Source organism: Aeromonas sp. DNP9 (genome assembly GCF_001728955.1).
GTDB classification, from domain to species: domain Bacteria; phylum Pseudomonadota; class Gammaproteobacteria; order Enterobacterales; family Aeromonadaceae; genus Aeromonas; species Aeromonas veronii.
In genome coordinates, this window is record NZ_LYSQ01000011.1 from 24,313 (window position 1) to 49,800 (window position 25,488).

Genomic DNA, 25,488 nt, shown 5'->3' on the forward strand with positions numbered 1-25,488 from the left:
AGTGACGCATGATCAATCCGGATGACGTGGTCAGCCTGTCGCGCCTGCAATTTGGCGCCACGGCCCTGTTCCACTTCCTGTTTGTGCCCCTCACGCTGGGGCTGTCCTGGATCCTGGTGATCGCCGAGTCGGCTTATGTGATGACCGGCAAGGTGATCTATCAGGACATCACCCGCTTCTGGGGCAAACTGTTTGGCATCAACTTCGTCATGGGGGTCACCACGGGGATCACCATGGAGTTTCAGTTCGGCACCAACTGGGCTTACTACTCCCACTATGTGGGGGACATCTTCGGTACCCCGCTGGCCATCGAGGGGCTGATGGCCTTCTTCCTCGAATCGACCCTGGTGGGGCTCTTCTTCTTCGGCTGGGACAAGCTCTCCCGCGGCAAGCACCTGCTGGTGACCATGCTGGTGGCGCTCGGCTCCAACCTCTCGGCGCTCTGGATCCTGATCGGCAACGGCTGGATGCAAAACCCGGTGGGGGCCGAGTTCAACCTGCTGACCCAGCGCATGGAGCTGGTGGATATCGCCGCCGTGCTGTTTAACCCGGTGGCGCAGGTGAAGTTTGTTCACACCGTCGCGGCAGGCTATGTGGCCGCCTCCATGTTCGTGATGGGGGTGAGCAGCTGGTATCTGCTGCGCAAGACCGAGGTGCAGTTTGCCCTGCGCTCCTTCGCCATCGCCTCCGGCTTCGGGCTGGCGGCCATTCTTTCGGTCATTGTGCTCGGGGATGAGTCTGGCTATCGCACCGGCGAGGTGCAGAAGGTGAAGCTCGCCGCCATCGAGGCGGAGTGGGAGACCGAGCCGGCGCCAGCTTCCTTTACCCTGTTCGGCTTCCCGGATCAGACTGCCGAGACCACTCACGCCGCCATCAAGATCCCGTATCTGATGGGGATCATCGCCACCCGCTCCATCGACGAGGCGGTGACCGGCCTCAAGGATATCAAGGTGCAGAACGAGGCGCGCATTCGCAGCGGCATGGTGGCGGCCGAGGCCCTCGACCAGATCCGGCAGGGTGATGACAGCCCGGCCAACCGCGCCCGCTTCGAGCAGCACGGCAAGGATCTCGGCTACGGCATGCTGCTCACCCCCTATGCCAGCAATATCGCCAAGGCGGGGGAGGCGGAGATCGCCAAAGCGGTCGATGACTCCATCCCGCCAGTGGCGCCGCTCTTCTGGGGCTTTCGGGTGATGGTGGGGCTTGGCGTCACCATGCTGGGGCTGATGGTGGTGAGCTTTGTCCAGCTCTGCCGCAACCGGCTGCAAGACTCGCCACGGCTACTCAAGACCCTGCTCTGGAGCATTCCGCTGCCCTGGATTGCCATCGAGGCGGGCTGGCTGGTGGCCGAGCTCGGCCGTCAACCCTGGACCATCAGCGATGTGCTGCCGGTCTCGGCCTCGGTCTCTTTGCTTCAGCCGGGCCAACTCTGGTTCAGCCTCATCGCTATCTGTTCCATCTACACCCTGCTGCTGGTGGTGGAGCTGTTCCTGTTGCGCCATGTGATCCGCAAGGGGCCCGCCATTCTCCATACCGGCCGCTACAGCGGTGAACAACCCGAACTTGCGAGGATCGCCTGATGGATTACGCAACCCTGAAACTCATCTGGTGGGCGCTGGTGCTCTTCATGATGGTCGGTTTTATCGTGATGGATGGCTTCGATCTCGGCATCGCCATGCTGCTGCCGGTGGTGTCGAAAGATGACGACGACCGCCGTCTGGTGATCAACAGCGTGGGGCCGGTGTGGGAGGGTAATCAGGTGTGGCTGATTGCCGGTGCCGGTGCCCTGTTCGCCGCCTGGCCGCTGGTTTATGCCGCCGCCTTCTCGGGGCTCTACATCCCCATGGTGGTGCTGCTGCTCGGGCTATTTTTGCGTCCGGTCGGTTTTGACTATCGCAGCAAGCTGGCCGATCCGGTGTGGCGCCGCTGGTGGGATCGGGCGCTGGTGGCCGGTGGCCTGATACCGGCGCTTATCCTTGGTGCGGCTATCGGTCTGGTGATGGAGGGGCTGCCGTTTCGCTTCGACACGGCGCTGCGTCTGCACTATGGCGCGTTCGACTTCCACTGGGGCTGGTTGCTCTCGGTGCTCGCCACTGCCATCAGCCTGTTGCTGCTGCACGGCGCCGGTTTTCTGCAAGCCAAGGTCACCGGCACCCCTGCGCTGCGCGCACGGGGGATCGCCATCCTGCTGGCCCCGCTGGTGAGCCTCTGCTACCTGCTGGCTGGTTGGCATCTGGTGGATCTGCAAGGGTTTCAGCTGACCGGTGTCGGCACACAACCCTTTGACCCGAATGTCGCCATCAGCCCGCTGATGAAAGGGGTGATCCCCCACGCCGGAGGCTGGCTGCGCAACTACTTTGACTATCCGCTGCTGTGGCTGGTGCCGATCATCGGGACGCTGGCGCCGCTGGTGAGCGGGATTGCCTCCTGGCTGGAGAGGGGCCGGATTGCGCTGCTGGCCAGCGCCATCGCCTGCGCCGCCATGCTCTGCTCGGTGGCCATCGCCCTGTTCCCCTTCGTGCTGCCTTCATCCCTTGATGCGGTCAGCAGCCTGACCTTGTGGGACAGTACCTCCAGCTACAAGACCCTGGCCATCATGTTCGGCCTCGTGCTGGTGCTGATGCCGGTCAACCTGGGCTACACCGGCTGGGTCTATCGAGTGGTGCGCGGCAAGCTCGACCGTGCCCGCATCAAGCGCGACAGCCATCAACTCTACTGACCTCAAGGATCTGCTATGTGGTACTTCACCTGGATTTTGGGCCTCGGATTCGCCCTGCTGCTGGGCCTGTGCAACCTGCTCTGGCTGGAAGCGCGCTGGCAGGCGGACGAACGAGACGGTAACTGACGGCGGGGCTCGCGCCCCGCCACGGCCGGTGGTTGGCGTTCATACGTCGCCGTCGGCCCCTCTCTCCCCCTCTTTAAACGACACAAACGACACACTTTCAACCGACAACCAACCGACAGGTAATTGTGATGAAACAGAGATTGAAAGCGGTGGCGCTGGCCATCGGGTGCGCGCTCACCGTCGCCCCGGCCTGTGCCGAACCGGTACAACTGACGCCACTGGATAAAACCTTCACCCTGCAGGTGCTCGGCAGTGGTGGCCCCATCTCCGACGACCTGCGTGCCTCCTCCAGCGAGGTGATCTGGTGGAAGGGGAAATCCCGCATCCTGATCGATGCCGGTGGCGGCGTCTACCTGCGCTTCGGCCAGGCGGGGGCCAAGCTCGAAGAGGTCGATTTTATCGGCATCACCCACTTTCACACCGACCATGTGACCGACCTGCCCGCCCTGCTCAAGGGGGCCTACTTCTTCGAGCGCAGCGATCCGCTGGATCTGGCGGGGCCAGAGGCAGGCTCGGCCTTTCCCAGCATGAGCGGCTACTTTGATGCCCTCTTCAACAAAGACAAGGGCGCCTATGCCTACCTGAGCGGCTTCAAGGATGGCACCGATGGTCTCTTCCCCATCACCCTGATTGATGTTCCCTATCGGGGGCCAAAACCCCACACCGTCTATCAGCAGGATGGCTTGACCATCACCGCGCTCGGCATCCCCCACGGTGACGTGCCCTGTCTGGCCTACCGGATCCAGAGTGCCGAGGGGAGCATCGTCATCTCGGCGGATCAGAACGGTTCCAACCCCGCCTTCCTCGATTTTGCCCGCGGCGCCGACATTCTGGTGATGCCACTTGCCATCCACGAGGGGGCCGACCCGGTTTCGGCTTCGCTTCATGCCAAGCCGTCGGTGGTGGCCAAGATTGCCGCCGAGGTGAACCCCAAGCTGCTGGTGCTGAATCACTGGATGGGGGTCGGCCTAAATCACAAGAAAGAGGCGATGGCCATCGTCAAACAGCAGTTCCACGGCCAGATCGTGGCCGCCCGCGATCTCTCCAGTTACCCCGTTTCATCCGTCAAGGAGTCCGCCCATGAGTAATCCAAGCAGCAACAAGACCAACAAACTGACCCTCTCCATCGCCATGACCAGCCTGATTGCCCTGACTCCGGGGCTGGCGCTGGCGGCCACCCCGAGCGATGCGCCGGTGAAAGCGGCCCCCAGCGAACAGCACGGCGGCAAGTGTGCGGCGGGCAAGTGCGGCACCGAGAAGCGCTTTGAAAAGCAAGCCCTCGACAGTGATCCGCAGGGGCGGCTGGTGCGAGCCCGCGATGGCAAGTGTGGCGTGGCGGGAGAGGGGATTGATGGCGATAGTTCCGGTTCCAACAACGGCAGCAAGATGACGGAGGGGGTATGCGGCCAATAAGCTCCCGCAGTCGGGGGATCGGACTGCGCCAGGAGCATCTGGATGCGCTCTGCTCCGGCCCCGTCCGCCCCGGCATCGACTTTTTCGAGCTGGCGCCGGAAAACTGGATGGCCATCGGCGGCGCCAGGTGGGCGCAGTTGCATCAGCTGGCCGAGCGTTACCCGCTGGTGGCCCACGGCCTCAGCCTCTCCCTCGGCGATTGCCAGCCCCTCAATCGCACCCTGCTCAACCAGATCCGCACCTTTCTGGATGAGTTCGGCATCGAGATCTACAGCGAGCATTTGAGCTTTTCCCGCGACCAGCAGGGTTATCTCTACGAACTGCTGCCGGTGCCGCGCCAGTGGGAGAACATCCCCTATCTGGCAGAGCGGATCGCGCAGGTGCAGGAGGCGCTGGCCCGCCCGCTGGTGCTGGAAAATATCTCCTACTACCACGGCTATGACCATGAGATGCCGGAGGAGGATTTTCTCGCCGAGCTGGTGGCGCGCAGCGGCTGCGAGCTGCTGCTCGATATCAACAACGTCTTCGTCAACAGCCGCAATCACGGTTACTGCCCCAAGCGGATGATCGCCGGGCTGCCGGGCAATGCGATCCGCTACTTCCATATCGCCGGTCATCTGGAAGAGGCGGATGGCACTTTATTGGATACCCATGGCAAACCGGTGTGCGAGGAGGTAGTGGCGCTGGCCCGTTATACGGTGCAGACCCATGGCCTGCGCCCCCTGCTGCTGGAGCGGGATCACCATCTGCCACCGCTGGCCGAGCTGGAGGCCGAGCTGGCGCGGGTGCACGGCGCCTGTTGCGAGGCGTTCGACCATCAGGTGCGGGAGGTGCGCTATGGATAGACGGTTATCTCTGATCACTGCGCCCAAAACGGCGCCACAGCGGATGCAGCAGCAGACCGCCTGGCTGGCGAGCCGGGTGCGGCTACCGCAGGATGGCATCGCCAGCCACTATGCCCGCAGCGTGCGCGCCAATGTGGAGTCGGTGCTGGAGAGCGCTTTTCCGCTCACCCACGCTCACTGGGCGCCGGTGGACAGGTGGCAACTGGTGGAGGGCTTTGTTATCGCGCACGGCGCCGAGGCCCCCGAGTTTCACCATATCGCCACCGAGTTTGTCCGCTATGTGCAGCATCGCCACAGTGAGGGCACTCTCAACTGGCCCAAGCAGCGGCTGGCGCTGCTGGAGTACGAGTGGGCCTGCCTCTGTGTCGAGATTGATGAAGGGGTAGTGCCGCAAGTTATATCGGGGGTTGAGGTGACGGCGGAGAGTCCGCTTGTGCTCAATCCCACCCTGCAACTGCTAGAGCTCCCCTTTGCCATTCGTCGCAGCGGCGTGGTGCCGACCCGGCAGGGCAATCACTTCTATGGCCTGTTTCGCAGTCCGGATCATCAGGTGGTGACCCAGCGGTTACGCGAATGGGATGTCGCGCTGATCCAGCTGCTGCAACAGCAGCCGGGGATCACCCAAGCGGCGTTCCAGCAACAGGTGCAGCAGGTTCGCAGTGACTTTGATCTGATCGAGTGGGCGCGCCATTTTCACCGGCTGGGTCTGCTTACCCTGCCCGTCGGCGAGCGCCAGACCGGCGCCCCCTTGCTCCCATTTAGCAAACACCAAGGAGAATTCCCATGAACAACACCCTGATCCAGTGGTACGAGCGGGCGGTGGCCCAGTGCAAGCGGCTTGATTTTCTGGCCCTGCTGGCCATTCGCCTCTATCTCATTCCGGTCATCTATGTGGGGGCCCACTCCAAGGTGATGGGCTTTGCTGGCACGGTCGCCTGGTTTGGTGCGCCAGTCTCGGAAGGGGGACTCAACCTGCCGTTCCCGACCCTGCTCGCCTTTCTGGCGGCGGGCACCGAGGTGCTGGGCTGCATCTGCATCGCCCTTGGCCTCTTTACCCGCATCATGGCCATTCCCACCATCTTTCTGATGAGCGTGGCGAGTGCCATGGTGCACTGGAAGCACGGCTGGGACGCCATCGCCACCGGCAGCATGGAGGCCACCTTACGCCTCAACGGCTTTATCGAGTGGCTGGCCGCCAACTTCCCCGGCCGCTACAACTACATCACCGAGCTCGGGGATCCCGTGATGCTCAACAACGGGATGGAGTTTGCCGCCACCTACTTCGTGATGCTGCTGGTGCTGCTGGTTAATGGCGGTGGCCGTTACGTCAGCCTCGACTACTGGCTCAAGCGGGCGGTGACCGGCAAAGCAGGCGTGCAACAGGCGGCATAAGGCTTGCCCACGGATAACAAAAACCATAATGACAGAGCGTGAAAAACAGCGAGCGGCCGGGTGCCGCTCGCTGTTTTTGTGCTTTTTTGGGGGGCCGCTGTTACTGGTAGCGGCCGACCGCGATGGGGGACTCTTGCTCAATCTGGCCAAGGCGCTCGGCCCATTGGGCAAGCCAGGCTTCCCGCTCTTCTTGCGAGACCCGCACCGGGGCATAACAGATATGGGGGCGCAGCACGTCGAAGCCGACAAATTGCAGGATCCCGCGCTGGATGGGGCGCAGCACCCCGTCGATATCACCGTTGAAGCCATCGGGCAGATAGGTCTCGGCAGGGCCGCCGGTGGTGAGGCTCAGCAGCGCCCGCTTGCCGCGAAACTTGCCGCTCTCGTAGATATGGCCCTGACCGTAGACCCGCCCCATGGCAAAGACCCTATCCACCCACCCCTTGAGGATGGCGGGCAGGCCAAACCACCAGAGCGGGAACTGGAAGATCAGCAGATCGGCCGCCTCCAGCTTTTGCATTTCCTGCTCCAGCTGCGGGGCAAAGCTGTCCTGCTCGGTGGCAGCCAGCTCTTCGAGTTGCAGCTTGAGAAAATCGGGATCGCTGGCGGCAGTGAAGTTGCGACGATCCGAGACGGGATCAAAGCCCATGGCATAGAGATCGCTGGTCATCACTGTGTGGCCCGCCTGCTCCAGCGCCCTGATGGCGAGGCAGAAGAGGGCACCGTTGAAGCTTTTGGGTTCGGGATGGGCATAGACAATAAGCACCTTCATAACAGACTCCGTGGCAAATGATGCGAGGGTGACAGGCTTGGTTGCTGAAAAAGTTGCTGAAACAGTTGACGGGTTGGCGCTGTGTCACAGCATAGAAGCCTGCCGCGCCGATTGCAGCAGGCGCCACGCCCTTGCGTGACGCCTGCTGGCGCAGCTTATGCCTGACAGGCGGCGAGCCGGAGGGCTTCGCGTCGCTCGCTGACATGGGTCAGCCCGTAGGCCAGCAGTACGATAAGGGCGCCGATCCAGGGGGTGTGCATCAGGCCGAGGTGCTCTACCACAAAACCACCGACCACAGATCCCAGCGCAATGCCGACGTTGAAGGCGGCAATATTGAGGCCCGATGCCACATCCACCGCCTTGGGGGTGTGCAGCTCGGCCTGCTTCACCACCAGTACCTGCAGACCCGGCACGTTGCCGAAGGCAAAGGCGCCCCACACCAGCACGGTGAGCACCGCCAGCGCCGGATGGGGGGCGGTGAAGGTGAGGGCCAGCAGCACCAGCGCCAGACCGGCAAACAGCAGCTTGAGCGCCGGCAGGGGACCCATCTTGTCGGCCAGCTTGCCACCCCAGATATTGCCGACGGCGACCGATACCCCGTACACCAGCAGGATCAGGCTCACAGCACCGGCGCTAAAGCCGCTCACCTGCTGCAGGATGGGGGCGAGGAAGGTAAACGCCGTGAAGGCGCCGCCATAACCGAGGGCGGTCTTGGCGTAGACCAGCAGCAGCGGCTTTTTGGTCAGTACCGAGAGCTGTTCGCGGATGGTCGAGGCTGCCCCCTTGGGCAGGTTGCTCGGGATCAGCAGCAGGCTACCCACCATGGCGACGAGGCCGAGCAGGCTTACCACCAGAAAGGTTTCACGCCAGCCAAAGACCTGACCAATCCAGGTGCCGAGCGGTACGCCGGTTACCAGCGCCACGGTGAGGCCGCTGAACATGATGGCGATGGCGCTCGCCGCCTTCTCTTTGGCCACAAGACCTGTGGCGATGGTGCTGCCCACCGAGAAGAAGACCCCGTGGGCCAATCCAGTCAGGATGCGGGCCACAATCAGGCTCTCGTAACCGGGGGCCTGCCAGGCCAGCAGGTTGCCGGCGGTAAAGAGCGCCATCAGCCCTACCAGCAGCCACTTGCGCGGCACCTTGCCGGTGAGCGCCGTGAGCACGGGGGCGCCGATGGCTACGCCAAGGGCATAGAGGCTGACCAGCAGGCCCGCGGAGGGGAGCGAGACACTGAGCTGCTCGGCGATGGTAGGGATAAGCCCCACGATCACAAATTCAGTGGTGCCGATCGCAAAGGCACTCAGGGTAAGGGCAAATAACGCCAGTGGCATAACAACTCCTTGGTTGAGGACTCCCGACGGGAGAATGGCGCCAGTATGCCGAGACAGTTTGTTGGCAAAAATGACGGTGACAGCAAATTACTTTTGCCAAATAAGCAGCAATAACGCTGAGTGGGAGGGGATTGTGTTGCTCGCGGCGTGAGCGCAACGCAGTGATCTGCCTCGCAGAACGGGATGAACGCTGCTCCTTTTCTGAGCTTGCTTAAGCTCCAGTACAAGCTGGCCGCCATAGGATTTTCCCTGTGAAACCCGTGTGTGTTGAACCCATGTGCGCCGGTGTTGTGATGGCCGTGCGCTTTCATCTACAGGCAATAGACAGGCAATATCCAGCTGACAGGTAACATGATGACATTGAATCGACTCTCCTCTCTTTTGCTGCTGTGCGGCGCCTTTGCGGTACAGGCTGGCCAGAGCGATCCCCTCTCTGCCTGGAATGACACGGCAGCCAAGCAGGCGATCACCCGCTGGGTAACCAATGCCACCGATCAGCAGCAGGCCACTTTTATTCCGCCAGAGAAGCGCCATGTGGTGTTTGACAATGACGGCACCCTCTGGCCTGAAGCGCTCATGACCTATCAGCTGCAGTTTGCGATGGACGAGATCAAGCGCCTGGCGCCGGAACACCCGGAGTGGAAGGCCGACCCCATCGTCGCGGCAGTGCTGAACAACGACCTCAAGGCCGTGGCCAAATCGGGGGAGAAGGGGCTCGCCAAGCTGGTGGGACTGAGCCACAGCGGCATGACCACCACCGAGTTTGCCGAGCGGGTCACTCGCTGGGTCAACAGCAGCAAGGATCCCCGTTTTGGCTGCCACTACGATCAGCTCGGTTATCTGCCGATGAAGCAGCTGCTGGGGTATCTGCGGGATAATGGCTTCCAGACCTGGATTGTCTCCGGCGGCGGCGTCGATTTTATGCGGGTGATGTCCGAGCAGATGTATGGCATCCCGCCCCAGCAGGTGATTGGCTCCTTTACCCTCGGCGAGTTTGCCCTGACCGGGGAGGGCAGCGAGATCCGCAAGACCATGAACGGCGCCTATTTCGATGACAGCAAGGCGAAACCGGCCGCCATTCACCTCTTTATGGGGCAGCGTCCGGTCGGCGCCTTTGGTAACAGCGATGGCGACGTGCCCATGCTGCAATACACCTCGACCAACCCGGATTACCACACCTTCGGCCTGCTGGTGCACCACACCGATGCCAAGCGCGAATACGCCTACGACAGCCATCCGCCAGCCAGTGGCAAACTGATCGATGGGCTGGCGCAGGCAAAAGCACGGGGTTGGGCGGTGGTCGATATGAAATCAGACTGGAAGCAAGTGTTCGATCCCGCCCTTTGCCAGAACGCGCCCTGATTGCGGGGCTGTATCTGGCATCAATATGGCGACTGGACGTTCAGCAAGCGCGGCAAAGCGTGAGGCAAGAAAAGAGACAGGGAGAGCATGATGCTCTCCCTGTTTTATCTGGCTTGCTGGCGAGCCAGCCTTTCTTTCGCGTTAGTCTCACGCCTTTCGCGTTAGTCCCATGCAGGGGCAAAGTCGGGATTGGCGCAGCGCTCGCCCCTATCCAGCGTGGCGATGGCGGCCATCTCCTCGCTGCTCAAGGTGATATCGAGAGCGGCCAGATTGGCGGCCTGATTCTCCCGCTTGGTGGAGCTCGGGATCACTGTCATCTCCTGCGCCAGCAGCCAGGCCAGCGACACCTGCGCCGCCGATACCCCGTGGCGCTTGCCAATCTCCATCAAGAGCGGCTCGGCGAGCACCTTGCCATAGGCGAGCGGCATATAGGCGGTGATGGCGATACCGTGAGCTTTGCAGAACTCGACCACCTTGCGGTTTTGCAGCAGGGGATGAACCTCGATCTGCTGGTGGGCGATGGCCCCCGGCCCCAAAATCTCGATGGCCTGTTTGAGTTGGGCCACGGTGAAGTTGGAGACCCCGATCTCCCGTGTCAGGCCTTGTGCTTTGGCCTCGGCCAGCTGCTCCAGATAGACTGCCATCGGCACCTCATCCTTGGGGGAGGGCCAGTGGATCAGCGCCAGATCCAGATAGTCAGTGCCCAGTTTTTCCAGGCTCACCTCAAGGCTCGGGATGACCTTGCCCGGGCCAAACTCGCTGGTCCACACCTTGGTGGTCAGGTAGATCTCGTGGCGGGCAACAGTGCTGCGGGTCAGCACGGCGCCGACCTCGGCTTCGTTGTCATAGATCTGGGCGGTATCGATATGGCGATAGCCCAGCTCCAGGCCGTTGGTCAGGGTGGCAAGCAGCGGCTCGCCCTTCAGGCGGAAGGTGCCCAGACCCATGGGGGGCATATTGATCATCTCGTTCCTCAATGGGGTGGTGGTTGGCCCTTGATGGGCTGAATGGTAAGCGGCGCAAGGGCCAGTCAGGCGCCCAGCGGCTGATAGCGGCGAATGGTGCTGCTGGCAAACCAGGGCTCGGCCTTGGCGACAAATTCGGTAAAGTGGGGCTGACCCTGATGGGCGATGAGGGCCGCTTCGCTCTCCCACACTTCGTAGAGCATCCAGCTGTGTGGATTGTCCAAGTCTTGGTGCAGCTGATAGCGCTGGCAGCCCGCCTCTTGCAAGGTGGCCGCAATCAGCGGCTCAAGGGCGGCGCGAAACTGGGCGGCGAATTCGGGTTTGGCTTCAAGCTGGGCAATCACAATCACGGGTGATGACATCTGAACCTCCTTGGCAAAAACAAAGGGTCAGTATGCCTGCCGTGACTTGCAGGAAACAGGGCGCTGGTCGCAAAACAGTATTGAGGGGAGAGCAGCAATCCTGTAGCCAGAAATACATGGCGCAAGTGCCATGGTGGCATGGAATCAAAGAGAAAGGGGCGGACGTACCGCCCTGTATCATCAGGCGTGGGAAGGTTCTGACCAGACTGCAAATTCATTGCCGCTGGGCTCAACGAAGTGGAAACGGCGGCCACCAGGGAAGTCGAACAGTGGGCGACTGATTGTGCCACCGTGTTGGCTCACCTTGGCTTGAGTTGCTTCAATATCGGCGCTATAGAACACCAGCAGTGCGCCACCCTGAGCTGTCTGGTTGCACTGATCAGCCCGATAGAATCCGCCATCCAGCCCCTCATCGGCAAAGGCGCAGTAGTCGGGGCCGTAATCAACAAACTGCCAGCCAAATACGGCCTGAAAGAAGGCTTTAGTTGCGGAAAGATCTCGTGCTGCAAACTCTACATAGTTCAGTTTTTCATGGACGTTCATAAAGTGATGCTCCCTGCTGATGCATTGGGCATGATGGCAGAGATAGCTGCGCCAACCTACTGACACCTCTTACGTTTTTTCTGGTCTGCTTCTCACGAGAGCGCTGCTACGATATGGGGCTTGAGCAACAAGGCTGCGGATGTGCTGAAGGGAATAAAAAAAATAAGTGGAACCGGATCCTTGCTGCGCTGGTAAGTGCGCCAACTACAGTTGTGGTGGCGAATTATACGGTAGCCGAGCAGTAGACTATGGATGAAAACAGTCAGAGTAAAAATGACAAGAAATTCCAGCAATTGAAGACCCCATTCAGGTAAAAGGTGGGTTGTACAGGTATGGATTCGTCATGTCTAGACCCGTATGGGGATTCATTTTCGCTCAGCTTGTTCTTGTTACCGTTGGTGTGGTTTTTGTTCCAGTTGCTCCCACGGGGTCAGTTTAAGCTGCTTGCGCCGCAGCCAGAGCCAAGATGCCATGATCAGGCCGAAGAATCCCGCAAACAGGGCTGTTTGGCGCAGAGCAAACAGTGGATCTATCCCCATGGGGTGCCAACTGAAAAACCACATCGCCATGCCCCATACCAGACCAATGCCTACCCCGAATACCAGAACATTGGTTAGCCAGCCCTCATAGTGAGGCGGTTTAACTGGATAACCGAACCTGCGCAGCAGCCTCCACAGCGGGGGATTGTAGTTGGCGTGCCATACCCCTTTGCTTGCCAGTTCCTGATGGGCGGCGGCCAGCCGTTCTTCAAATGTCATAGTATTCATCCTTGTGAAACAAGTGGTGCCATACGGTGCTTTTCAGGCTGCATTGTACTGACAAATCGCGGGCATGATGTGGGCTCGCGGTCACGTTCTTTCTCTGTAGAAAAAAAGAACTGGCCTCACCGCACGCTTGCCAATCCACAGCGGCTGCGCCTATAAAGGCCCATTACTCTTGTCCGGATAACAGCAATGAAGACCCATTCTGATGAACTGGCCCTGTTTGTGGCGGTGGTGGAGGCGGGCAGTTTTCGCCAGGCGGCGGAGAACCTCGGTATGGACAACTCGGTGGTGAGCCGTGGCATCAAGCGGCTGGAGGAGAAGCTTTCCACCGTGCTGCTCAATCGCACCACCCGCCGAGTCAGTCTGACCGAGGAGGGGAGCTGGTTCTATCAGCGGGCGGTGAAGATCCTGACCGAGATGAGCGAGGCGGAGGGGCATCTGCTGATGCGCCGGGAACAACCCGAAGGGGTGTTGAGAGTCGATGCGGCCACCCCCTTTATCCTGCACCGGCTGGTGCCGATCATCGGCGAGTTTCGCCGCCGCTACCCTGCCATCGAGCTACAGCTGCACAGCTCGGAAGGCTTTATCAATCTGATGGAGCGGCGGGTGGACATGGCCATCCGCATCGGCGAGCTGACCGACTCCTCCCTGCGTGCGCTGCCCCTTGGTCGTTCGCGGTTGCGGCTGCTGGCCTCTCCTGCTTACTTGAGCGAGCGTGGCACCCCGCGCCAACCGGATGATCTGTTGAGCGGTCACGAGCTGCTCGGTTTTTTGCATCCCGATCACCTCAACCACTGGCCGCTGCTCAGTGCCGAGCAGGGGGATCGCTTTGCCATTACCCCCAGCCTGCGTGCCAGCAGCGGCGAAACTTTGCGTCAGCTCGCGCTGGCGGGGCAGGGGATCGTCTGTCTGTCGGATTTCATGACCGGGCCGGATCGGGAGAGCGGCGCGCTGGTGGAGGTGTTGGCCCGCAGTAACAGCGGCGCCTCGCGCCCCATCAATGCAGTCTTCTACTCCGATGCCCAGCGGGATATCCGACTGCGGGTCTGGCTCGATTTTCTTAAAGAGCAGCTTGGCAGCTATACCCTGTAGTTCAGGTTGGTTTGTGCGGTTTGTTTGAACGGTTCGTCGCTGCGGTTTGCTTAACGAAAAACAAGCCGCGCCTTCGTTGCGGCCCATCAGCATGAGCCTGGCGGCAGATAAACAGACGGCCGACTTGAGGGTCGGCCGCCGGTTCGGGAAGGTGTGTGAGTTGAAGCGCAGTTAGCGGGGCAGTTTGCCCCATACCCGGCTGAGCAGGGCGCCGCCGATCACCGGCGGAATGGCCAGCAGCAGGGTCCACTGCCAGGAGAGGCCGCCGACGGTGGCGGCCAGTACGATGCAGGTGAGCACCACCAGTTGGGCCACCATCATCAGGAAGGTGCCTTCGCGGGGGGTCAGGGTCTCTTTTTGAGTGGCGACGTGGGCTACGGGCGCTTGATTGGTGGTCGGTTTCATGGCGACATCCCTCTGTTGAGTCTGATATCACTAAGCAATGGCCGTTCCACATTTTTTCATGTTAATTATCAACTGGTTGCGAGTTTTGTCGTCATTCCCGTTTCGAGATCGCAGGCAAAATGATTTGCAAAATGAAAACGCCACCCTGCGGTGGCGTCTTGGTTATTGAGAGGGAGAGGGGGAAGCGCCGGGCCTAGCCAATCCGGTATTGGCGGATCTGCTCGTCGATGGCCTTGGCCAGTTCGAACAGTTCGCGGCTGGCGGCATTGCTCTCCTGCGCGTGTTCCCGCTGGTGTTCGGCCACCATGGCCAACTCGTCGAGCGCCGTTCTGGCTTGCCCCATCTGTTGATTCTGCGCCTGCGCCAGCGCGCTGATCTCGTTGATCTCGAGGGCGGTCTGGTTTATCTGGCTGGTGGCATCAACCAGCACCTCTCTGGCCTGATTCATCCGGTTGTATCCCTCTTCGCTCAGGTTGCGGGAGTCTGCCATCGAGCTGCTGGCCTGCCGGGTTCCCTCCTGCAGGCGCAAGATAAGATCCTGCACATCCTTGGTGGCGGTCTGGGTACGCACCGCCAGTTGGCGTACCTCGTCGGCCACCACCGCAAAGCCCCGTCCCATATCCCCTGCCCGGGCCGCTTCGATTGCCGCATTGAGGGCGAGCAGGTTGGTCTGGTTCGAGACATCGCGGATGAGATTCATGATCTGGGTGATGTTGTTGCTGTCTTTCACCACCTCATCGAGCAGGGCCGAGGAGCTGCCGATGCTGCTGCGCAAGCTGTCGAGTTGCGCGGCGCTCTGGGTCACATCCTGCTCGATGCTGAGCATATGGTTGGCGATGCGTTGGGTCACGTCGTTGACCCCTTCAGAGCGGCTGGCGATCTGCTCGGCGTTGTCACCGATGGTGGTGACCACAGTGGTCAGCTCCTGAATGCTCTGGGCCTGCTGGCACGCTTCTCCTGCCAGTGCCTGGGCCTGCTGCATGGATTGGGACGACTGGGCGGAGAGGGCGCTGCCTGACTGCTGGAATCGGGAGAAGCTCTGGTTCAGGCTCTGGATCAGCCGATTGAAGCTTTGGGCCATCAGCCCCAGCTCCGACTCGTCAGAGAAGTCGAGGCGTGTCGCCAGATCCCGATCGGCGGTGATGTGGTGCATGCCATCGGCAGCCTGACGAATGGGGCGACTGATGGAGTGAGCCAGCCAGGCGGAGGCCAGCATGGCGATCCCGCCGATGGCGAGCGACACCATGATGATGAGCTGGCGGGATTCCTGCAGTCCCTCTTCCAGCTCGGCGCTGTTGATCTCGCCAATCAGCAGCCGGTTGAGGGTGGGGATGTAACGCACCGCGATGAGATAGGTTTGTCCCTCCAGCGTTAGCGCCTCTACGGCCACCTGTTCCCGGGCATTGGGAATAAGCCGCTTGACGGTATCGAGGAAGGATTGCTGGTGGTGGGCGGCTCCCTCTACCTCCTGCTCGGGGTGGATCTCGATATTGCCCTCCATGTCCGCCAGATAGACCTGACCGCTCTTGCCGATCCGGTAGCCGCTGATGAGTTTGCTCAGGGCGCTCATATCGATGGAGGTGCCAGCCACCGCTAGGGTCTTGCCCTCGTGGGTGACGGCGGTGTTGATATAGAGGGAGGCGCGCTTGTCAAAATCGGAGATGTCGAGGTTCAGCTCATAGGGTTTGCTGCGTTTGAGAAAGCCGAAAAACCACCCATCTTTCGGGTCTGATTCGCTCAGCGATTTTTGGGCTGTTGGGCCGCCGCTGAAGTTGATCAGGGTGTTGCTCTGGCGGGGTGCGATAAAGACGTTGCCGCCGATCCGCCGTTGCAGATCCTGAAAGTAACGCTCCATGGCGGGCCACTCTTGCTCTGGCATGCCAGCGGTCAGCCAGTCGATGACAAAACGGTTGCTGGCCAGCGCCTGCGCTTCGGTCAGGTGCTGGATAAGCTGCGCTGTCAGCTGGTTGGCAATGCGATCCACGCTGCTTGGCAGCTCGTAGCGTTCGACTCGCTGCTGGGCCTGACTGTGGGATATCTGCTCGAGGATCAAGGTGATGCAGCTGATGGCGATGGCCATCAGTATCGCCACGCCAGCGAGGATCCGGGTGCGGATCCCGAGCCCTGACCAGAGTGAGTGCAGTGTAAAACGGTGTATCGCCCTCTCCATATCGCTCTCCTCATAAATAAGGTCGCATATGCGACCCAGATGATGATTATAGATAGAGAACTCAATTGTGTTGTGGCGGATGATGACAACAGAGGGTGGCAGAAAAACAGGAGGGAGCAATGAGCGGGAAGGGGGCAGAAAGCGGCAAGGGAAAGCATAAAAAGAGAGGCCGACATTGCGGTCGGCCTCTTTGGTGTTTATCTCAACGGAATGTCGGGTGCCCGATCAATCCTCTTCAGCCCAACGGCGTGAACGCTCAACCGCTTTCTGCCAGCCGCTGTAACGTTTGGCGCGATCGTCTCTGTCCATCTGCGGGATGAACTCGCGGTCCACGCTGAACTTGTCTTCCAGCTCGTCCGAGCTCTTCCAGAAACCGACGGCCAGACCTGCCAGGAAGGCGGCGCCCATGGCGGTAGTCTCGATGCGGGTCGGACGTACCACCGGGGTGTGCATCATGTCAGCCTGGAACTGCATCAGGAAGTCGTTGGCTACGGCGCCGCCGTCTACTTTCAGCGCTGCCAGCTTGATACCGGAGTCCTGCTGCATGGCATCCAGCACATCGCGGCTCTGATAGGCGATGGATTCCAGCGCGGCGCGGATGATGTGGTTGCGGTTGGCACCACGGGTCAGACCGACCATGGTGCCGCGAGCATACGGATCCCAGTAGGGGGCGCCCAGACCGACGAAGGCCGGCACCAGATAGACGCCGTTGGTGTCACCCACCTTGGAGGCGAAGTAGTCGGTATCGCGGGCATCGTGAATGATCTTCAGCTCGTCACGCAGCCACTGGATGGTGGCGCCGCCCATGAACACTGCACCTTCCAGCGCGTAGTTCACTTCCCCTTTCGGGCCGATGGCAACGGTAGTCAGCAGGCCGTTGCTGGAGCGAACCGGCTCGGTGCCGGTGTTCATCAGCATGAAGCAGCCGGTGCCGTAGGTGTTCTTGGCCATCCCTTTTTCAAAGCAGAGCTGGCCGAACAGGGCAGACTGCTGGTCACCGGCGATACCGGCGATGGGGATGCGGGAGCCGCCGCCACGGGTGGTGTAGCCGTACACTTCGGAAGAGGGTTTCACTTCCGGCAGCATGGACATGGGGATGCCCAGCTCGTCCAGCATCTTCTCGTCCCACTTCAGCTCGCGGATGTTGTAGAGCATGGTACGGGAGGCGTTGGTCGGGTCGGTGACGTGTACTTCGCCATTGGTCATCTTCCAGACCAGCCAAGTATCGATGGTGCCGAACAGCAGCTCGCCGTTCATCGCTTTCTCGCGGGCACCTTCCACGTTGTCGAGGATCCACTTCACCTTGGTACCGGAGAAGTAGGCATCCAGCACCAAACCGGTGTTCTCGCGAACATACTCTTCCAGACCGCGAGCTTTGAGCTCTTCGCAGATGGCTGCGGTGCGGCGGCACTGCCAGACGATGGCGTTGTAGATGGGCTTGCCGGTGGCCTTTTCCCAGACAACGGTGGTTTCACGCTGGTTGGTGATACCGATGGCGGCGATCTCTTCGCTGCGCAGGCCGGTCTTGGCCAGCACTTCGGTAAAGACGGAGGATTGGGTCGCCCAGATCTCCATCGGGTCGTGCTCTACCCAGCCCGCTTTCGGGTAGTGCTGGGTGAATTCGCGCTGGGAGGTACCGACAATGTTGGCATCCTGATCAAACACGATGGCGCGGGAAGAGGTGGTTCCCTGGTCCAGAGCGACGACATATTTCTTTTCAGCAGACATGATGTTCTCCACGTTTCTATTTTCCACGTTTTTATACGTTGGAGGGGCCGCTCTTATGCGGCAGCCTCTTCTTTGGCGGTTTGGGTCGCTTGCTCGGTGGTGACGACACGGTTGCCCGGGACGCAGGGAGCCAGCACTTTGACATACAGAGCGGTACCAATCTGGGCACCAACGATGGGGCCAAGGATCGGAACCCAGAAGTAGGGGTTGTCACGACCACCGGTCAGGGCCACATCACCCCAGCCAGCAAAGAACGCGAACAGTTTCGGACCAAAGTCACGAGCCGGGTTCATGGCAAAACCGGTTAACGGGCCAAGGGAGGCACCGATCACCGCGATCAGGATACCGATCAGCAGGGCGGCCGCGAAACCTTTGGGGGCGCCGTTGTTGTTGTCACCCAGCGCCATGATGCCCAGCATCAGGACGGCGGTGATCACCAGCTCGACGGCGAAAGCTTGCATGTTGGTCAGCAGGGCATTGGGATAGGTGGAGAAGATCCCGGCGGTGCCGAGGCTCTCGACGCTGCCGCGCACCACGTTATGGGTCACTTCCCACTGGGTGAAAAGGTTACCATAAAGGAAGTAGACAAGGGCGGCGAAGCAGAAGGCACCAGCCATCTGGGCGATGATGTAGGGGACCACCTTGCGCTTGTCGAACCCGCAGAAGGTCATCAGCGCCAGGGTGACGGCCGGGTTCAGGTGGGCGCCTGAAATGCCGCCGGTCACATAGATGGCGATGGCCACACCCAGACCCCAGGTAATGGAGATTTCCCACTGCCCGAAGTTGGCACCTGCCAGCACCAGTGCCGCCACACATCCGACGCCGAAAAATATCAGCAGGCCGGTTCCGATAAACTCGGCGATGCACTCGCCAAGCAGGGTATTGGGTCTTTGTATGCTCATACTTTTGTTCCTTATATCCACCCGTAGAGGTTTGATGTTCCGTTTTATCTTTTTGTGTCTATCCGTTGCCGCCGAAAACGTTTCCTTGTTGTTTTTGCGTCTTGCGCAAACGTTATGCTCGTTTGCGCTCGTTATCGGTCGTGACAGAAAATAACCCTTCCCAATAATTTCACCATCCCCCCTCCATAGGAAATGTGGACAAGATCCCACTCATTGCTAAGAAAATGTGACGTAAAGCATCTTGATAACCGCCAGTTACCACTTAGGGGGTAGCTTGCAACCCTTGCCACACAAGGGTTGGCGCTTGCTGAGTGATTTCTCATTTGGAGCTTTTATTTGTAATAAAACTGCAATATTTGAGCATGCATCACAGATTAAATGAGCGCATATGAGCACAATAGGCTCGCTTACGAATCAGCGGACTCACATGATTCGTTGGAATGGTCAGGGCATCCTCAACCGCCCATAACAACAATAAGGAAGCAGAACATGCTTAGTCTCTTCAGGCCTGCGGCGCACATCGACAGGCTCCCGGCTGACAAGGTCGACCCCTTCTACAAACGCATGCGTTGGCAGGTGTTTTTCGGGATCTTCTTCGGTTACGCCGGCTACTACCTGGTACGGAAAAACTTCAGTCTGGCGATGCCCTATCTGATCGAGCAGGGCTTCTCCCGTGGTGATCTCGGTTTCGCGCTCTCCGGGGTCTCCATCGCTTACGGTTTGTCCAAGTTCCTGATGGGGAACGTCTCTGACCGTTCCAACGCCCGTTACTTCCTCTCCGCCGGTCTGCTGCTCTCGGCTGCCATCATGTTCATGATGGGTACCATGCACTGGGCCACCTCCAGCATTGCCATCATGTTTGTGCTGTTGTTCCTGAACGGTTGGGCACAGGGCATGGGCTGGCCGCCCTGCGGTCGCACCATGGTGCACTGGTGGTCACAGAAAGAGCGCGGTGAAGTGGTTGCGGTCTGGAACGTGGCGCACAACGTGGGCGGCGGCATGATTGGCCCGCTGTTTATCCTCGGGATGGGCTGGTTCAACGACTGGCGCAGCGCCTTCTATGTGCCTGCGGCAGCGGCGGCCGCCATCGCGGTGATCGCCTTCTTCGTGATGCGTGATACCCCGCAATCAGTCGGTCTGCCTCCCATCGAGGAGTACAAGAACGACTATCCGAAGGATTACAACGAGAGCCACGAGCAGGAGTTCTCCGCCAAGGAGATCTTCGTCAAGTACGTGCTGCACAACAAACTGCTGTGGTACATCGCGATCGCCAACGCTTTCGTTTACCTCATTCGTTACGGTGTGCTGGACTGGGCGCCAACCTACCTGAAAGAGGCCAAGCACTTCACCGTCGACAACTCCTCCTGGGCTTACTTCCTCTACGAGTGGGCCGGTATTCCGGGTACCCTGCTGTGTGGCTGGATCTCTGACAAGATGTTCCAGGGCCGCCGTGCACCGGCCGGTATCCTGTTCATGGTGCTGGTGACCCTGGCTGTGCTGGTTTACTGGTTCAACCCGGCCGGCAACCCGACCATCGACATGATGGCACTGGTGGCTATCGGCTTCCTGATCTACGGCCCTGTCATGCTGATCGGCCTCTATGCTCTTGAGCTGGCACCGAAGAAAGCTGCCGGTACTGCGGCAGGTTTCACCGGTCTGTTCGGTTATCTGGGCGGCGCCGTGGCAGCCAACGCCATGCTGGGTTATACCGTTGACCACTTCGGTTGGGATGGCGGCTTCATGGTGCTGACCGTCTCCTGCGTGCTCTCCATCATCCTGCTGGCGATGACCCTCAAGCATGAGAACATTGCCGTTGCGGCCAAGAAAGCGGCTGCCCATAAGGCATAAAACGTGATCCTCAGCTTATTGATCCCAAAGGGGATCAGGTAAACTGCCAAAAGGCCCCGCATCTGCCGGGGCCTTTTTTTGTCTCATCATCGGAGTGCAAGCGTGAAGCAAACCCAACGACATCTGGAGATCCTGGACGTCCTGACGCGGCAGGGATTTGTCTCGACCGACGATCTGGTGACCCACTTTGACGTCAGCCCCCAGACCATTCGCCGGGATCTGAACGATCTCGCCGAACAGAACAAGATCCGGCGCCATCATGGCGGTGCCTCCCTGCATTCGAGTACCGTCAATACCGCCTACAGCGCCCGTAAAGTGATGCAACTCAAGGAGAAAGAGCGCATCGCCCGCGAGGTAGCGGCCAATATTCCCGACGGCTCATCGCTCTTTATCGACATAGGTACCACCACCGAAGCCATTGCCCGCGCCCTGCTCGATCACCGCGAGCTGCGCATCGTCACCAACAACCTCAACGTGGCCAGCATTTTGACGGCGAAGGATGACTTCACCGTCATCATTGCCGGTGGCGAGATCCGCAACCGCGATGGCGGCATCGTGGGGGAGGCGACCCGCGACTTTATCGGTCAGTTTCGCATGGACTATGGCGTCATCGGGATTTCGGGGATCGACAACGACGGCTCCCTGCTCGATTTCGACTATCACGAGGTGAAGATTGCCCAGGCCATCATCGCCCACTCCCGTCAGGTGTTCCTGGCCGCCGACCACACCAAGTTCGGTCGCAATGCCATGGTCAATCTGGGCAATCTCAGCCAGATCCACGCCCTCTTTACCGATCAGGAGCCACCGGAAAAGCTGACGCGATTGATGGCGCAACACCAGATCGCCTGCCACATCTGCTGACGGCGAAACACGCCAAGGCTGTGCCGGTCGCCCGTCAGGGCGGCCTCCTTTCTCTCCCCCATCCCTGCACCCATCTCACCCCTTTATAGGTATTGCCAAAACCACTATTCAATCTGGTTTTTTTGGCTATTAACTCGCCGATGTTGGCCCGACGCCATTTGCTCCGCTGACCTGTCCCCTTTGCCACCTCTGGCGGGCTGTGGCGATCACACTTTCATCATAAAATGTTCGTTTGTTGTATTTTCATGTTCTAAAATGAGCGAAATCAAACATTGCTGTTATAGCAATCATAAAAATGAAAGTAGGTGAACATGAGCGAACATTATGATCTGGTCGTCGTCGGTGGCGGCATCAACGGGGTCGGCATCGCAGCCGATGCGGCAGGACGGGGTCTGAAGGTTGCCCTGTTTGAGGCGCAAGATCTCGCCTCTGCCACCTCGTCCAACTCCAGCAAGCTGATCCACGGCGGTTTGCGCTATCTCGAGCATTACGAATTCCGGCTGGTGAAAGAGGCGTTGGCGGAGCGTGAGGTGCTGCTCGGTATGGCGCCTCACATCGCCCGTCCCATGCGTTTTCGCCTGCCGCACCGCCCGCACCTGCGTCCGGCCTGGATGATCCGCGCCGGTCTGTTCCTCTATGACAATCTGGCCAAGCGCGACAAGCTCAAGGGGAGCTGTGGCGTGCGCTTCCTGCCACAAGATGGTTTGAGCGCGGGGATCAATAAGGGGTTTGAATATTCCGATGCCTGGGTCGACGACGCCCGGCTGGTGGTACTCAACGCCATGATGGCCCGTGACAAGGGGGCCGATGTGCAGACCCGCACTCGCTGCATCAAGGCGGTGCGTGGATCCAAACACTGGACGCTTACTTTGGAGCGGGAAGGGGGCGAGCAGTTCACCGTCACCTGCCGTGGTTTGGTCAATGCGGCGGGCCCCTGGGTCAAGACCTTCTACGACGAGAGCCTGCACGAGAAATCACCCCGCGGCATTCGCCTTATTAAAGGCAGCCACATGATAGTGCCGCGCATCCATGAGCGCGAAGAGGCCTATATCCTGCAAAACGAAGATAACCGTATCGTCTTCGTCATCCCTTATCAGCAGGACTACTCCCTTATCGGCACCACCGATGTGGAGCACCACGGCAGCCCGCGGGAAGCGAAGATCAGCGAGGCCGAAATTACCTACCTGTGCAAGGTGGTCAACGCTCACTTCACTCGCCAAATTGCGCCGCAAGATGTGATCTGGACCTATGCCGGGGTGCGTCCGCTCTGTGATGACGAGTCAGATTCACCGCAGGCGGTGACCCGTGACTACACCCTTGAACTTTCTGGCGAGTCTGACGGTGCGCCGCTCTTGTCGGTGTTTGGCGGCAAGCTCACCACCTATCGCAAGCTGGCGCAGGCTGCCTGCAACAAGCTCAAGCCCTGGTTTAGCCAGATGGGGGATGACTGGACTGCGACCAGCCGGCTGCCCGGCGGCGAGTTTGACTGCTCGGTACGCGAGCTGGCCCGCGCCTTTGCGCTGGAGTTTGACTGGCTCGATGATCGCAGCGCCCTGCGCATTGCCGAAGCTTATGGCGCCCATGCCCGTCTCTGGCTGAAAGAGGATCGCGGCATTCACTTCGGTGGCGGTCTCTACGAGTCGGAAGTGCGCTATCTCATCGAGCGGGAGTGGGCCTGTTCACTGGACGATATCCTCTGGCGCCGCAGCAAGCTGGGGCTGCGCCTGAACGACTCAGAGCAGCAGATGCTGCAGATCTGGCTCGACCAATACCATCAGGCTCTGCGCAAGGCGAGCTGATGAGTGACGGTGGGCAGTGCTCTGCTGCCCACCGTTTTCCACCGTAAATATGCAACAAACCACTGATAGAACAATTACCTACACACAATAATAAAGAGCATCACATATGAAAAAACTCGCCGTTTCCCTCATCGCCTTGAGCCTTGGGGCATCCCTCTCATTACCCGTGTTGGCTGCCGATGAAGGCAAGGTGGTGATCGCCCACCGTGGCGCTTCCGGCTACCTGCCCGAGCATACCCTGGAGTCCAAGGCGCTGGCCTATGGCATGGGGGCTGACTATCTGGAGCAGGATCTGGTGATGACCAAGGATGACCAGCTGGTGGTGATGCACGATCACTTCCTCGATGGTATCACCGATGTGGCGGCGCGCTTCCCCGGCCGTGCCCGTCCGGACGGCCGTTATTATGTGGTGGATTTCACCCTGGATGAGGTGCGCTCCCTGCGTATGACCGAACCGTTCCAGCTGGTGGATGGCAAGCAGGTGCCGGTCTATCCGGCCCGCTTCCCGCTCTGGAAGTCAGACTTCAAGATCCACACCTTCCAGGAGGAGATCGAGATGATCCAGGGGCTCAACAAGAGCACCGGCAAGAACATCGGGATCTATCCGGAGATCAAAGCGCCCTGGCTGTTCCGTCACGAAGGCAAGGATATCTCCAAGGCGGTGCTGAAGGTGCTCAAGGAGTACGGCTACACCGGGAAGGATGACAAGGTCTATCTGCAGTGCTTCGATGCCGATGAACTCAAGCGCATCAACAGCGAGCTGATGCCCGCCATGGGTATGGATCTGAAACTGGTGCAGCTGATGGCCGAGACCGACTGGAACGAGACCATGGTCTACGACGCCAAGGGTAAGGCGACCCCCTACAACTATGACTGGATGTTCAAGCCGGGAGCGATGAAAACCATCGCCAGCTATGCCGAAGGGATTGGCCCGTGGAAACCGATGATCGTCATCGAGCCGGGCACTTTGGGCAAACCGGTCTTCACCGGCATGGTAAAAGAAGCCCATGCGGCGGGCCTGAAAGTTCACCCCTATACCTTCCGTCAGGATGAGGGGCAGATCCCGGCCTATGCCAAGGACTTCACCGATCTACTTAATATCTTCCTCTATCAGGCCGATGTGGACGGGGTGTTCAGCGACTTCCCCGACAAGGCGGTGGCCGTCATCAAGGCCCATCAAGAGGCGGCCAAATAGCACTCTGGCGCCATTTGGATGCAAAGCGAGGCCAATTGGCCTCGCTTTTTGTTTCAGGTTCCCGCAACGGGAGTGTGCGCCCTGTCAGAAAATAGCCAGATCACGTCATGGTGTGCCGGATCTGCATCATTTTACGCAGTTTTTACGTAGCAGATCGCTGGCATGAAATCGGCAGAGCGGTTAGTCTAGCGGCGTTGAACCAACCCCATGAGGTACAGATGAAAACCGTATTGCGTTTTAGCCTGCTGGGCGCCTTGTTGCTGGGTGGCCATGCCTTCGCCGCCGAGCCGAAAAAATTTGATATCAGCATGTTCCCAGCCGCTGACGTGAATCAGGAACGTGTGGTGATCCGCCTGCCTGAAGTCGAGAAAGAAGCCGACATGATGGTCGAGCTGCAGGTCGGCAAAAAGATGATGGTTGATTGCAACGTACCGCGTTTTGCAGGCAACCTGGAACAGCACAGCGTCAAAGGCTGGGGCTACAACTACCTGAAACTGGGCAAAGTCTCCGACCCCATCAGCACCCTGATGATGTGCCCGGATAACCAGCAGAAAGAGACCTTCGTCCAGATCTACGGTCAGGGCTTCTTCGTGAACTACAACTCAAAACTGCCGTTCGTGATCTACGTGCCGCAGGAGTATGAAGTGCGCTACCGTCTGTGGCGTGCCGACAACCTGGCCCAACCGGCCATGATTGAGTAAGCATGTTTGAACCAAAGGTTCAGCTGGTTCACCTGATGTGACAAATAAAGCGCCGTATGGCGCTTTATTTTTGCCTGCACAGTCCAGAAAGTGACGTGCAAATTGGCTGCACGTTTACATAAGTTTATTATTTATCAACGTTTTTTGTGTGTTATGCCACAAAATCGGCGTCAACGATGGGGCAAACTGA

25 protein-coding genes are annotated in these 25,488 nt (G+C 59.7%); 15 read left to right on the forward strand and 10 right to left on the reverse strand.

Features of this window, described 5'->3' with window-relative positions; genetic code table 11:
• The first annotated feature begins 8 nt into the window (after positions 1 to 8).
• From A9G06_RS09045 to A9G06_RS09080, 8 genes are all read left to right on the forward strand, one after another.
• Positions 9 to 1,580, forward strand: coding sequence for a cytochrome ubiquinol oxidase subunit I (locus A9G06_RS09045; RefSeq protein WP_069555004.1), 1,572 nt, complete (start codon positions 9 to 11; stop codon positions 1,578 to 1,580).
• A complete protein-coding gene (gene cydB, locus A9G06_RS09050) occupies positions 1,580 to 2,719 on the forward strand; it encodes a cytochrome d ubiquinol oxidase subunit II (RefSeq protein ID WP_069555005.1) in 1,140 nt (379 codons plus the stop codon). The genes A9G06_RS09045 and cydB overlap by 1 nt, the downstream gene beginning before the upstream one ends.
• Before the next feature lie 15 nt (positions 2,720 to 2,734).
• Positions 2,735 to 2,845, forward strand: coding sequence for a cytochrome bd-I oxidase subunit CydX (gene cydX, locus A9G06_RS09055; protein ID WP_005337572.1), 111 nt, complete (start codon positions 2,735 to 2,737; stop codon positions 2,843 to 2,845).
• Between the two features lie 128 nt (positions 2,846 to 2,973).
• Positions 2,974 to 3,933 (forward strand): MBL fold metallo-hydrolase, encoded by a 960-nt coding sequence (locus tag A9G06_RS09060; RefSeq protein ID WP_069555006.1) that lies wholly within the window; start codon positions 2,974 to 2,976, stop codon positions 3,931 to 3,933.
• Entirely contained in the window at positions 3,926 to 4,258 is a 333-nt protein-coding gene (locus A9G06_RS09065) for a hypothetical protein (protein ID WP_069555007.1), read from the forward strand. The genes A9G06_RS09060 and A9G06_RS09065 overlap by 8 nt, the downstream gene beginning before the upstream one ends.
• Positions 4,246 to 5,103, forward strand: coding sequence for a DUF692 domain-containing protein (locus tag A9G06_RS09070; RefSeq protein ID WP_069555008.1), 858 nt, complete (start codon positions 4,246 to 4,248; stop codon positions 5,101 to 5,103). Before A9G06_RS09065 ends, A9G06_RS09070 begins: the two co-directional genes overlap by 13 nt.
• A complete protein-coding gene (locus A9G06_RS09075) occupies positions 5,096 to 5,890 on the forward strand; it encodes a putative DNA-binding domain-containing protein (protein WP_069555009.1) in 795 nt (264 codons plus the stop codon). Before A9G06_RS09070 ends, A9G06_RS09075 begins: the two co-directional genes overlap by 8 nt.
• Entirely contained in the window at positions 5,887 to 6,495 is a 609-nt protein-coding gene (locus A9G06_RS09080) for a DoxX family protein (RefSeq protein ID WP_069555010.1), read from the forward strand. Before A9G06_RS09075 ends, A9G06_RS09080 begins: the two co-directional genes overlap by 4 nt.
• A gap of 100 nt (positions 6,496 to 6,595) precedes the next feature.
• On the opposite strand, the gene A9G06_RS09085 is transcribed toward A9G06_RS09080, so the two are convergent.
• Both A9G06_RS09085 and A9G06_RS09090 read right to left on the reverse strand, forming a co-directional pair.
• Positions 6,596 to 7,267, reverse strand: coding sequence for an NAD(P)H-dependent oxidoreductase (locus A9G06_RS09085; protein WP_069555011.1), 672 nt, complete (start codon positions 7,265 to 7,267; stop codon positions 6,596 to 6,598).
• 155 nt (positions 7,268 to 7,422) lie between these two features.
• Positions 7,423 to 8,601 (reverse strand): MFS transporter, encoded by a 1,179-nt coding sequence (locus A9G06_RS09090; protein ID WP_069555012.1) that lies wholly within the window; start codon positions 8,599 to 8,601, stop codon positions 7,423 to 7,425.
• Positions 8,602 to 8,952: 351 nt separating this feature from the next.
• On the opposite strand from A9G06_RS09090, the gene A9G06_RS09095 reads away from it, so the two are divergent.
• Positions 8,953 to 9,963, forward strand: coding sequence for an HAD family hydrolase (locus A9G06_RS09095; RefSeq protein WP_253182320.1), 1,011 nt, complete (start codon positions 8,953 to 8,955; stop codon positions 9,961 to 9,963).
• A 161-nt stretch (positions 9,964 to 10,124) separates the two neighbouring features.
• Here the strand turns inward: A9G06_RS09095 and dkgB are convergent, their stop codons facing one another.
• From dkgB to A9G06_RS09115, 4 genes are all read right to left on the reverse strand, one after another.
• Positions 10,125 to 10,928, reverse strand: a complete 804-nt coding sequence (dkgB, locus tag A9G06_RS09100; protein ID WP_069555014.1) for a 2,5-didehydrogluconate reductase DkgB — start codon at positions 10,926 to 10,928, stop codon at positions 10,125 to 10,127.
• A 65-nt stretch (positions 10,929 to 10,993) separates the two neighbouring features.
• Positions 10,994 to 11,290: a putative quinol monooxygenase gene (locus A9G06_RS09105; RefSeq protein ID WP_042056337.1), complete on the reverse strand. Its 297-nt coding sequence runs from the start codon at positions 11,288 to 11,290 to the stop codon at positions 10,994 to 10,996.
• A gap of 180 nt (positions 11,291 to 11,470) precedes the next feature.
• Positions 11,471 to 11,833, reverse strand: coding sequence for a VOC family protein (locus A9G06_RS09110; RefSeq protein WP_069555015.1), 363 nt, complete (start codon positions 11,831 to 11,833; stop codon positions 11,471 to 11,473).
• A 389-nt stretch (positions 11,834 to 12,222) separates the two neighbouring features.
• The gene (locus tag A9G06_RS09115; protein ID WP_069555016.1) at positions 12,223 to 12,591 is read right to left on the reverse strand and encodes a DUF6404 family protein; all 369 of its coding nucleotides are present in this window, start codon (positions 12,589 to 12,591) and stop codon (positions 12,223 to 12,225) included.
• Positions 12,592 to 12,786: 195 nt separating this feature from the next.
• On the opposite strand from A9G06_RS09115, the gene A9G06_RS09120 reads away from it, so the two are divergent.
• Complete coding sequence (locus A9G06_RS09120) at positions 12,787 to 13,689, forward strand: LysR family transcriptional regulator (protein WP_069555017.1); 903 nt, start codon at positions 12,787 to 12,789, stop codon at positions 13,687 to 13,689.
• Between the two features lie 171 nt (positions 13,690 to 13,860).
• Here A9G06_RS09120 and A9G06_RS09125 read toward each other — a convergent pair whose 3' ends face one another.
• The 4 genes from A9G06_RS09125 to A9G06_RS09140 form a co-directional block, all read right to left on the reverse strand.
• Complete coding sequence (locus A9G06_RS09125) at positions 13,861 to 14,094, reverse strand: hypothetical protein (protein WP_019446771.1); 234 nt, start codon at positions 14,092 to 14,094, stop codon at positions 13,861 to 13,863.
• Positions 14,095 to 14,287: 193 nt separating this feature from the next.
• Positions 14,288 to 16,264: a methyl-accepting chemotaxis protein gene (locus A9G06_RS09130; RefSeq protein ID WP_069555018.1), complete on the reverse strand. Its 1,977-nt coding sequence runs from the start codon at positions 16,262 to 16,264 to the stop codon at positions 14,288 to 14,290.
• Positions 16,265 to 16,489: 225 nt separating this feature from the next.
• The gene (gene glpK, locus A9G06_RS09135; protein ID WP_005337546.1) at positions 16,490 to 17,992 is read right to left on the reverse strand and encodes a glycerol kinase GlpK; all 1,503 of its coding nucleotides are present in this window, start codon (positions 17,990 to 17,992) and stop codon (positions 16,490 to 16,492) included.
• Between the two features lie 53 nt (positions 17,993 to 18,045).
• Positions 18,046 to 18,894 carry an MIP/aquaporin family protein gene (locus A9G06_RS09140; protein WP_005350866.1) on the reverse strand — a complete coding sequence of 283 codons (849 nt, stop codon included), beginning with the start codon at positions 18,892 to 18,894 and terminating at the stop codon, positions 18,046 to 18,048.
• Between the two features lie 489 nt (positions 18,895 to 19,383).
• Between A9G06_RS09140 and glpT the strand changes: the two genes are divergently transcribed.
• The 5 genes from glpT to eco all read left to right on the forward strand — a co-directional run bounded on the left by glpT (position 19,384) and on the right by eco (position 25,298).
• A complete protein-coding gene (gene glpT, locus A9G06_RS09145; protein ID WP_005337540.1) occupies positions 19,384 to 20,742 on the forward strand; it encodes a glycerol-3-phosphate transporter in 1,359 nt (452 codons plus the stop codon).
• Positions 20,743 to 20,844: 102 nt separating this feature from the next.
• The gene (locus tag A9G06_RS09150; RefSeq protein WP_005347045.1) at positions 20,845 to 21,603 is read left to right on the forward strand and encodes a DeoR/GlpR family transcriptional regulator; all 759 of its coding nucleotides are present in this window, start codon (positions 20,845 to 20,847) and stop codon (positions 21,601 to 21,603) included.
• A 311-nt stretch (positions 21,604 to 21,914) separates the two neighbouring features.
• Complete coding sequence (gene glpD / locus A9G06_RS09155; protein WP_043825716.1) at positions 21,915 to 23,402, forward strand: glycerol-3-phosphate dehydrogenase; 1,488 nt, start codon at positions 21,915 to 21,917, stop codon at positions 23,400 to 23,402.
• Between the two features lie 106 nt (positions 23,403 to 23,508).
• Complete coding sequence (gene glpQ / locus A9G06_RS09160) at positions 23,509 to 24,597, forward strand: glycerophosphodiester phosphodiesterase (RefSeq protein WP_069555019.1); 1,089 nt, start codon at positions 23,509 to 23,511, stop codon at positions 24,595 to 24,597.
• A 218-nt stretch (positions 24,598 to 24,815) separates the two neighbouring features.
• Positions 24,816 to 25,298 (forward strand): serine protease inhibitor ecotin, encoded by a 483-nt coding sequence (gene eco, locus A9G06_RS09165; protein ID WP_005337529.1) that lies wholly within the window; start codon positions 24,816 to 24,818, stop codon positions 25,296 to 25,298.
• Positions 25,299 to 25,488: the final 190 nt, after the last annotated feature.

Excerpts from the sequence above, each read along its gene's own strand:
- A9G06_RS09045 (WP_069555004.1), top strand. The coding sequence starts at position 9 with ATGATCAATCCGGATGACGTGGTCAGCCTGTCGCGCCTGCAATTTGGC.
- cydB (WP_069555005.1), top strand. The coding sequence starts at position 1,580 with ATGGATTACGCAACCCTGAAACTCATCTGGTGGGCGCTGGTGCTCTTC.
- cydX (WP_005337572.1), top strand. The coding sequence starts at position 2,735 with ATGTGGTACTTCACCTGGATTTTGGGCCTCGGATTCGCCCTGCTGCTG.
- A9G06_RS09060 (WP_069555006.1), top strand. The coding sequence starts at position 2,974 with ATGAAACAGAGATTGAAAGCGGTGGCGCTGGCCATCGGGTGCGCGCTC.
- A9G06_RS09065 (WP_069555007.1), top strand. The coding sequence starts at position 3,926 with ATGAGTAATCCAAGCAGCAACAAGACCAACAAACTGACCCTCTCCATC.
- A9G06_RS09070 (WP_069555008.1), top strand. The coding sequence starts at position 4,246 with ATGCGGCCAATAAGCTCCCGCAGTCGGGGGATCGGACTGCGCCAGGAG.
- A9G06_RS09075 (WP_069555009.1), top strand. The coding sequence starts at position 5,096 with ATGGATAGACGGTTATCTCTGATCACTGCGCCCAAAACGGCGCCACAG.
- A9G06_RS09080 (WP_069555010.1), top strand. The coding sequence starts at position 5,887 with ATGAACAACACCCTGATCCAGTGGTACGAGCGGGCGGTGGCCCAGTGC.
- A9G06_RS09085 (WP_069555011.1), bottom strand. The coding sequence starts at position 7,267 with ATGAAGGTGCTTATTGTCTATGCCCATCCCGAACCCAAAAGCTTCAAC.
- A9G06_RS09090 (WP_069555012.1), bottom strand. The coding sequence starts at position 8,601 with ATGCCACTGGCGTTATTTGCCCTTACCCTGAGTGCCTTTGCGATCGGC.
- A9G06_RS09095 (WP_253182320.1), top strand. The coding sequence starts at position 8,953 with ATGATGACATTGAATCGACTCTCCTCTCTTTTGCTGCTGTGCGGCGCC.
- dkgB (WP_069555014.1), bottom strand. The coding sequence starts at position 10,928 with ATGATCAATATGCCCCCCATGGGTCTGGGCACCTTCCGCCTGAAGGGC.
- A9G06_RS09105 (WP_042056337.1), bottom strand. The coding sequence starts at position 11,290 with ATGTCATCACCCGTGATTGTGATTGCCCAGCTTGAAGCCAAACCCGAA.
- A9G06_RS09110 (WP_069555015.1), bottom strand. The coding sequence starts at position 11,833 with ATGAACGTCCATGAAAAACTGAACTATGTAGAGTTTGCAGCACGAGAT.
- A9G06_RS09115 (WP_069555016.1), bottom strand. The coding sequence starts at position 12,591 with ATGACATTTGAAGAACGGCTGGCCGCCGCCCATCAGGAACTGGCAAGC.
- A9G06_RS09120 (WP_069555017.1), top strand. The coding sequence starts at position 12,787 with ATGAAGACCCATTCTGATGAACTGGCCCTGTTTGTGGCGGTGGTGGAG.
- A9G06_RS09125 (WP_019446771.1), bottom strand. The coding sequence starts at position 14,094 with ATGAAACCGACCACCAATCAAGCGCCCGTAGCCCACGTCGCCACTCAA.
- A9G06_RS09130 (WP_069555018.1), bottom strand. The coding sequence starts at position 16,264 with ATGGAGAGGGCGATACACCGTTTTACACTGCACTCACTCTGGTCAGGG.
- glpK (WP_005337546.1), bottom strand. The coding sequence starts at position 17,992 with ATGTCTGCTGAAAAGAAATATGTCGTCGCTCTGGACCAGGGAACCACC.
- A9G06_RS09140 (WP_005350866.1), bottom strand. The coding sequence starts at position 18,894 with ATGAGCATACAAAGACCCAATACCCTGCTTGGCGAGTGCATCGCCGAG.
- glpT (WP_005337540.1), top strand. The coding sequence starts at position 19,384 with ATGCTTAGTCTCTTCAGGCCTGCGGCGCACATCGACAGGCTCCCGGCT.
- glpD (WP_043825716.1), top strand. The coding sequence starts at position 21,915 with ATGAGCGAACATTATGATCTGGTCGTCGTCGGTGGCGGCATCAACGGG.
- glpQ (WP_069555019.1), top strand. The coding sequence starts at position 23,509 with ATGAAAAAACTCGCCGTTTCCCTCATCGCCTTGAGCCTTGGGGCATCC.
- eco (WP_005337529.1), top strand. The coding sequence starts at position 24,816 with ATGAAAACCGTATTGCGTTTTAGCCTGCTGGGCGCCTTGTTGCTGGGT.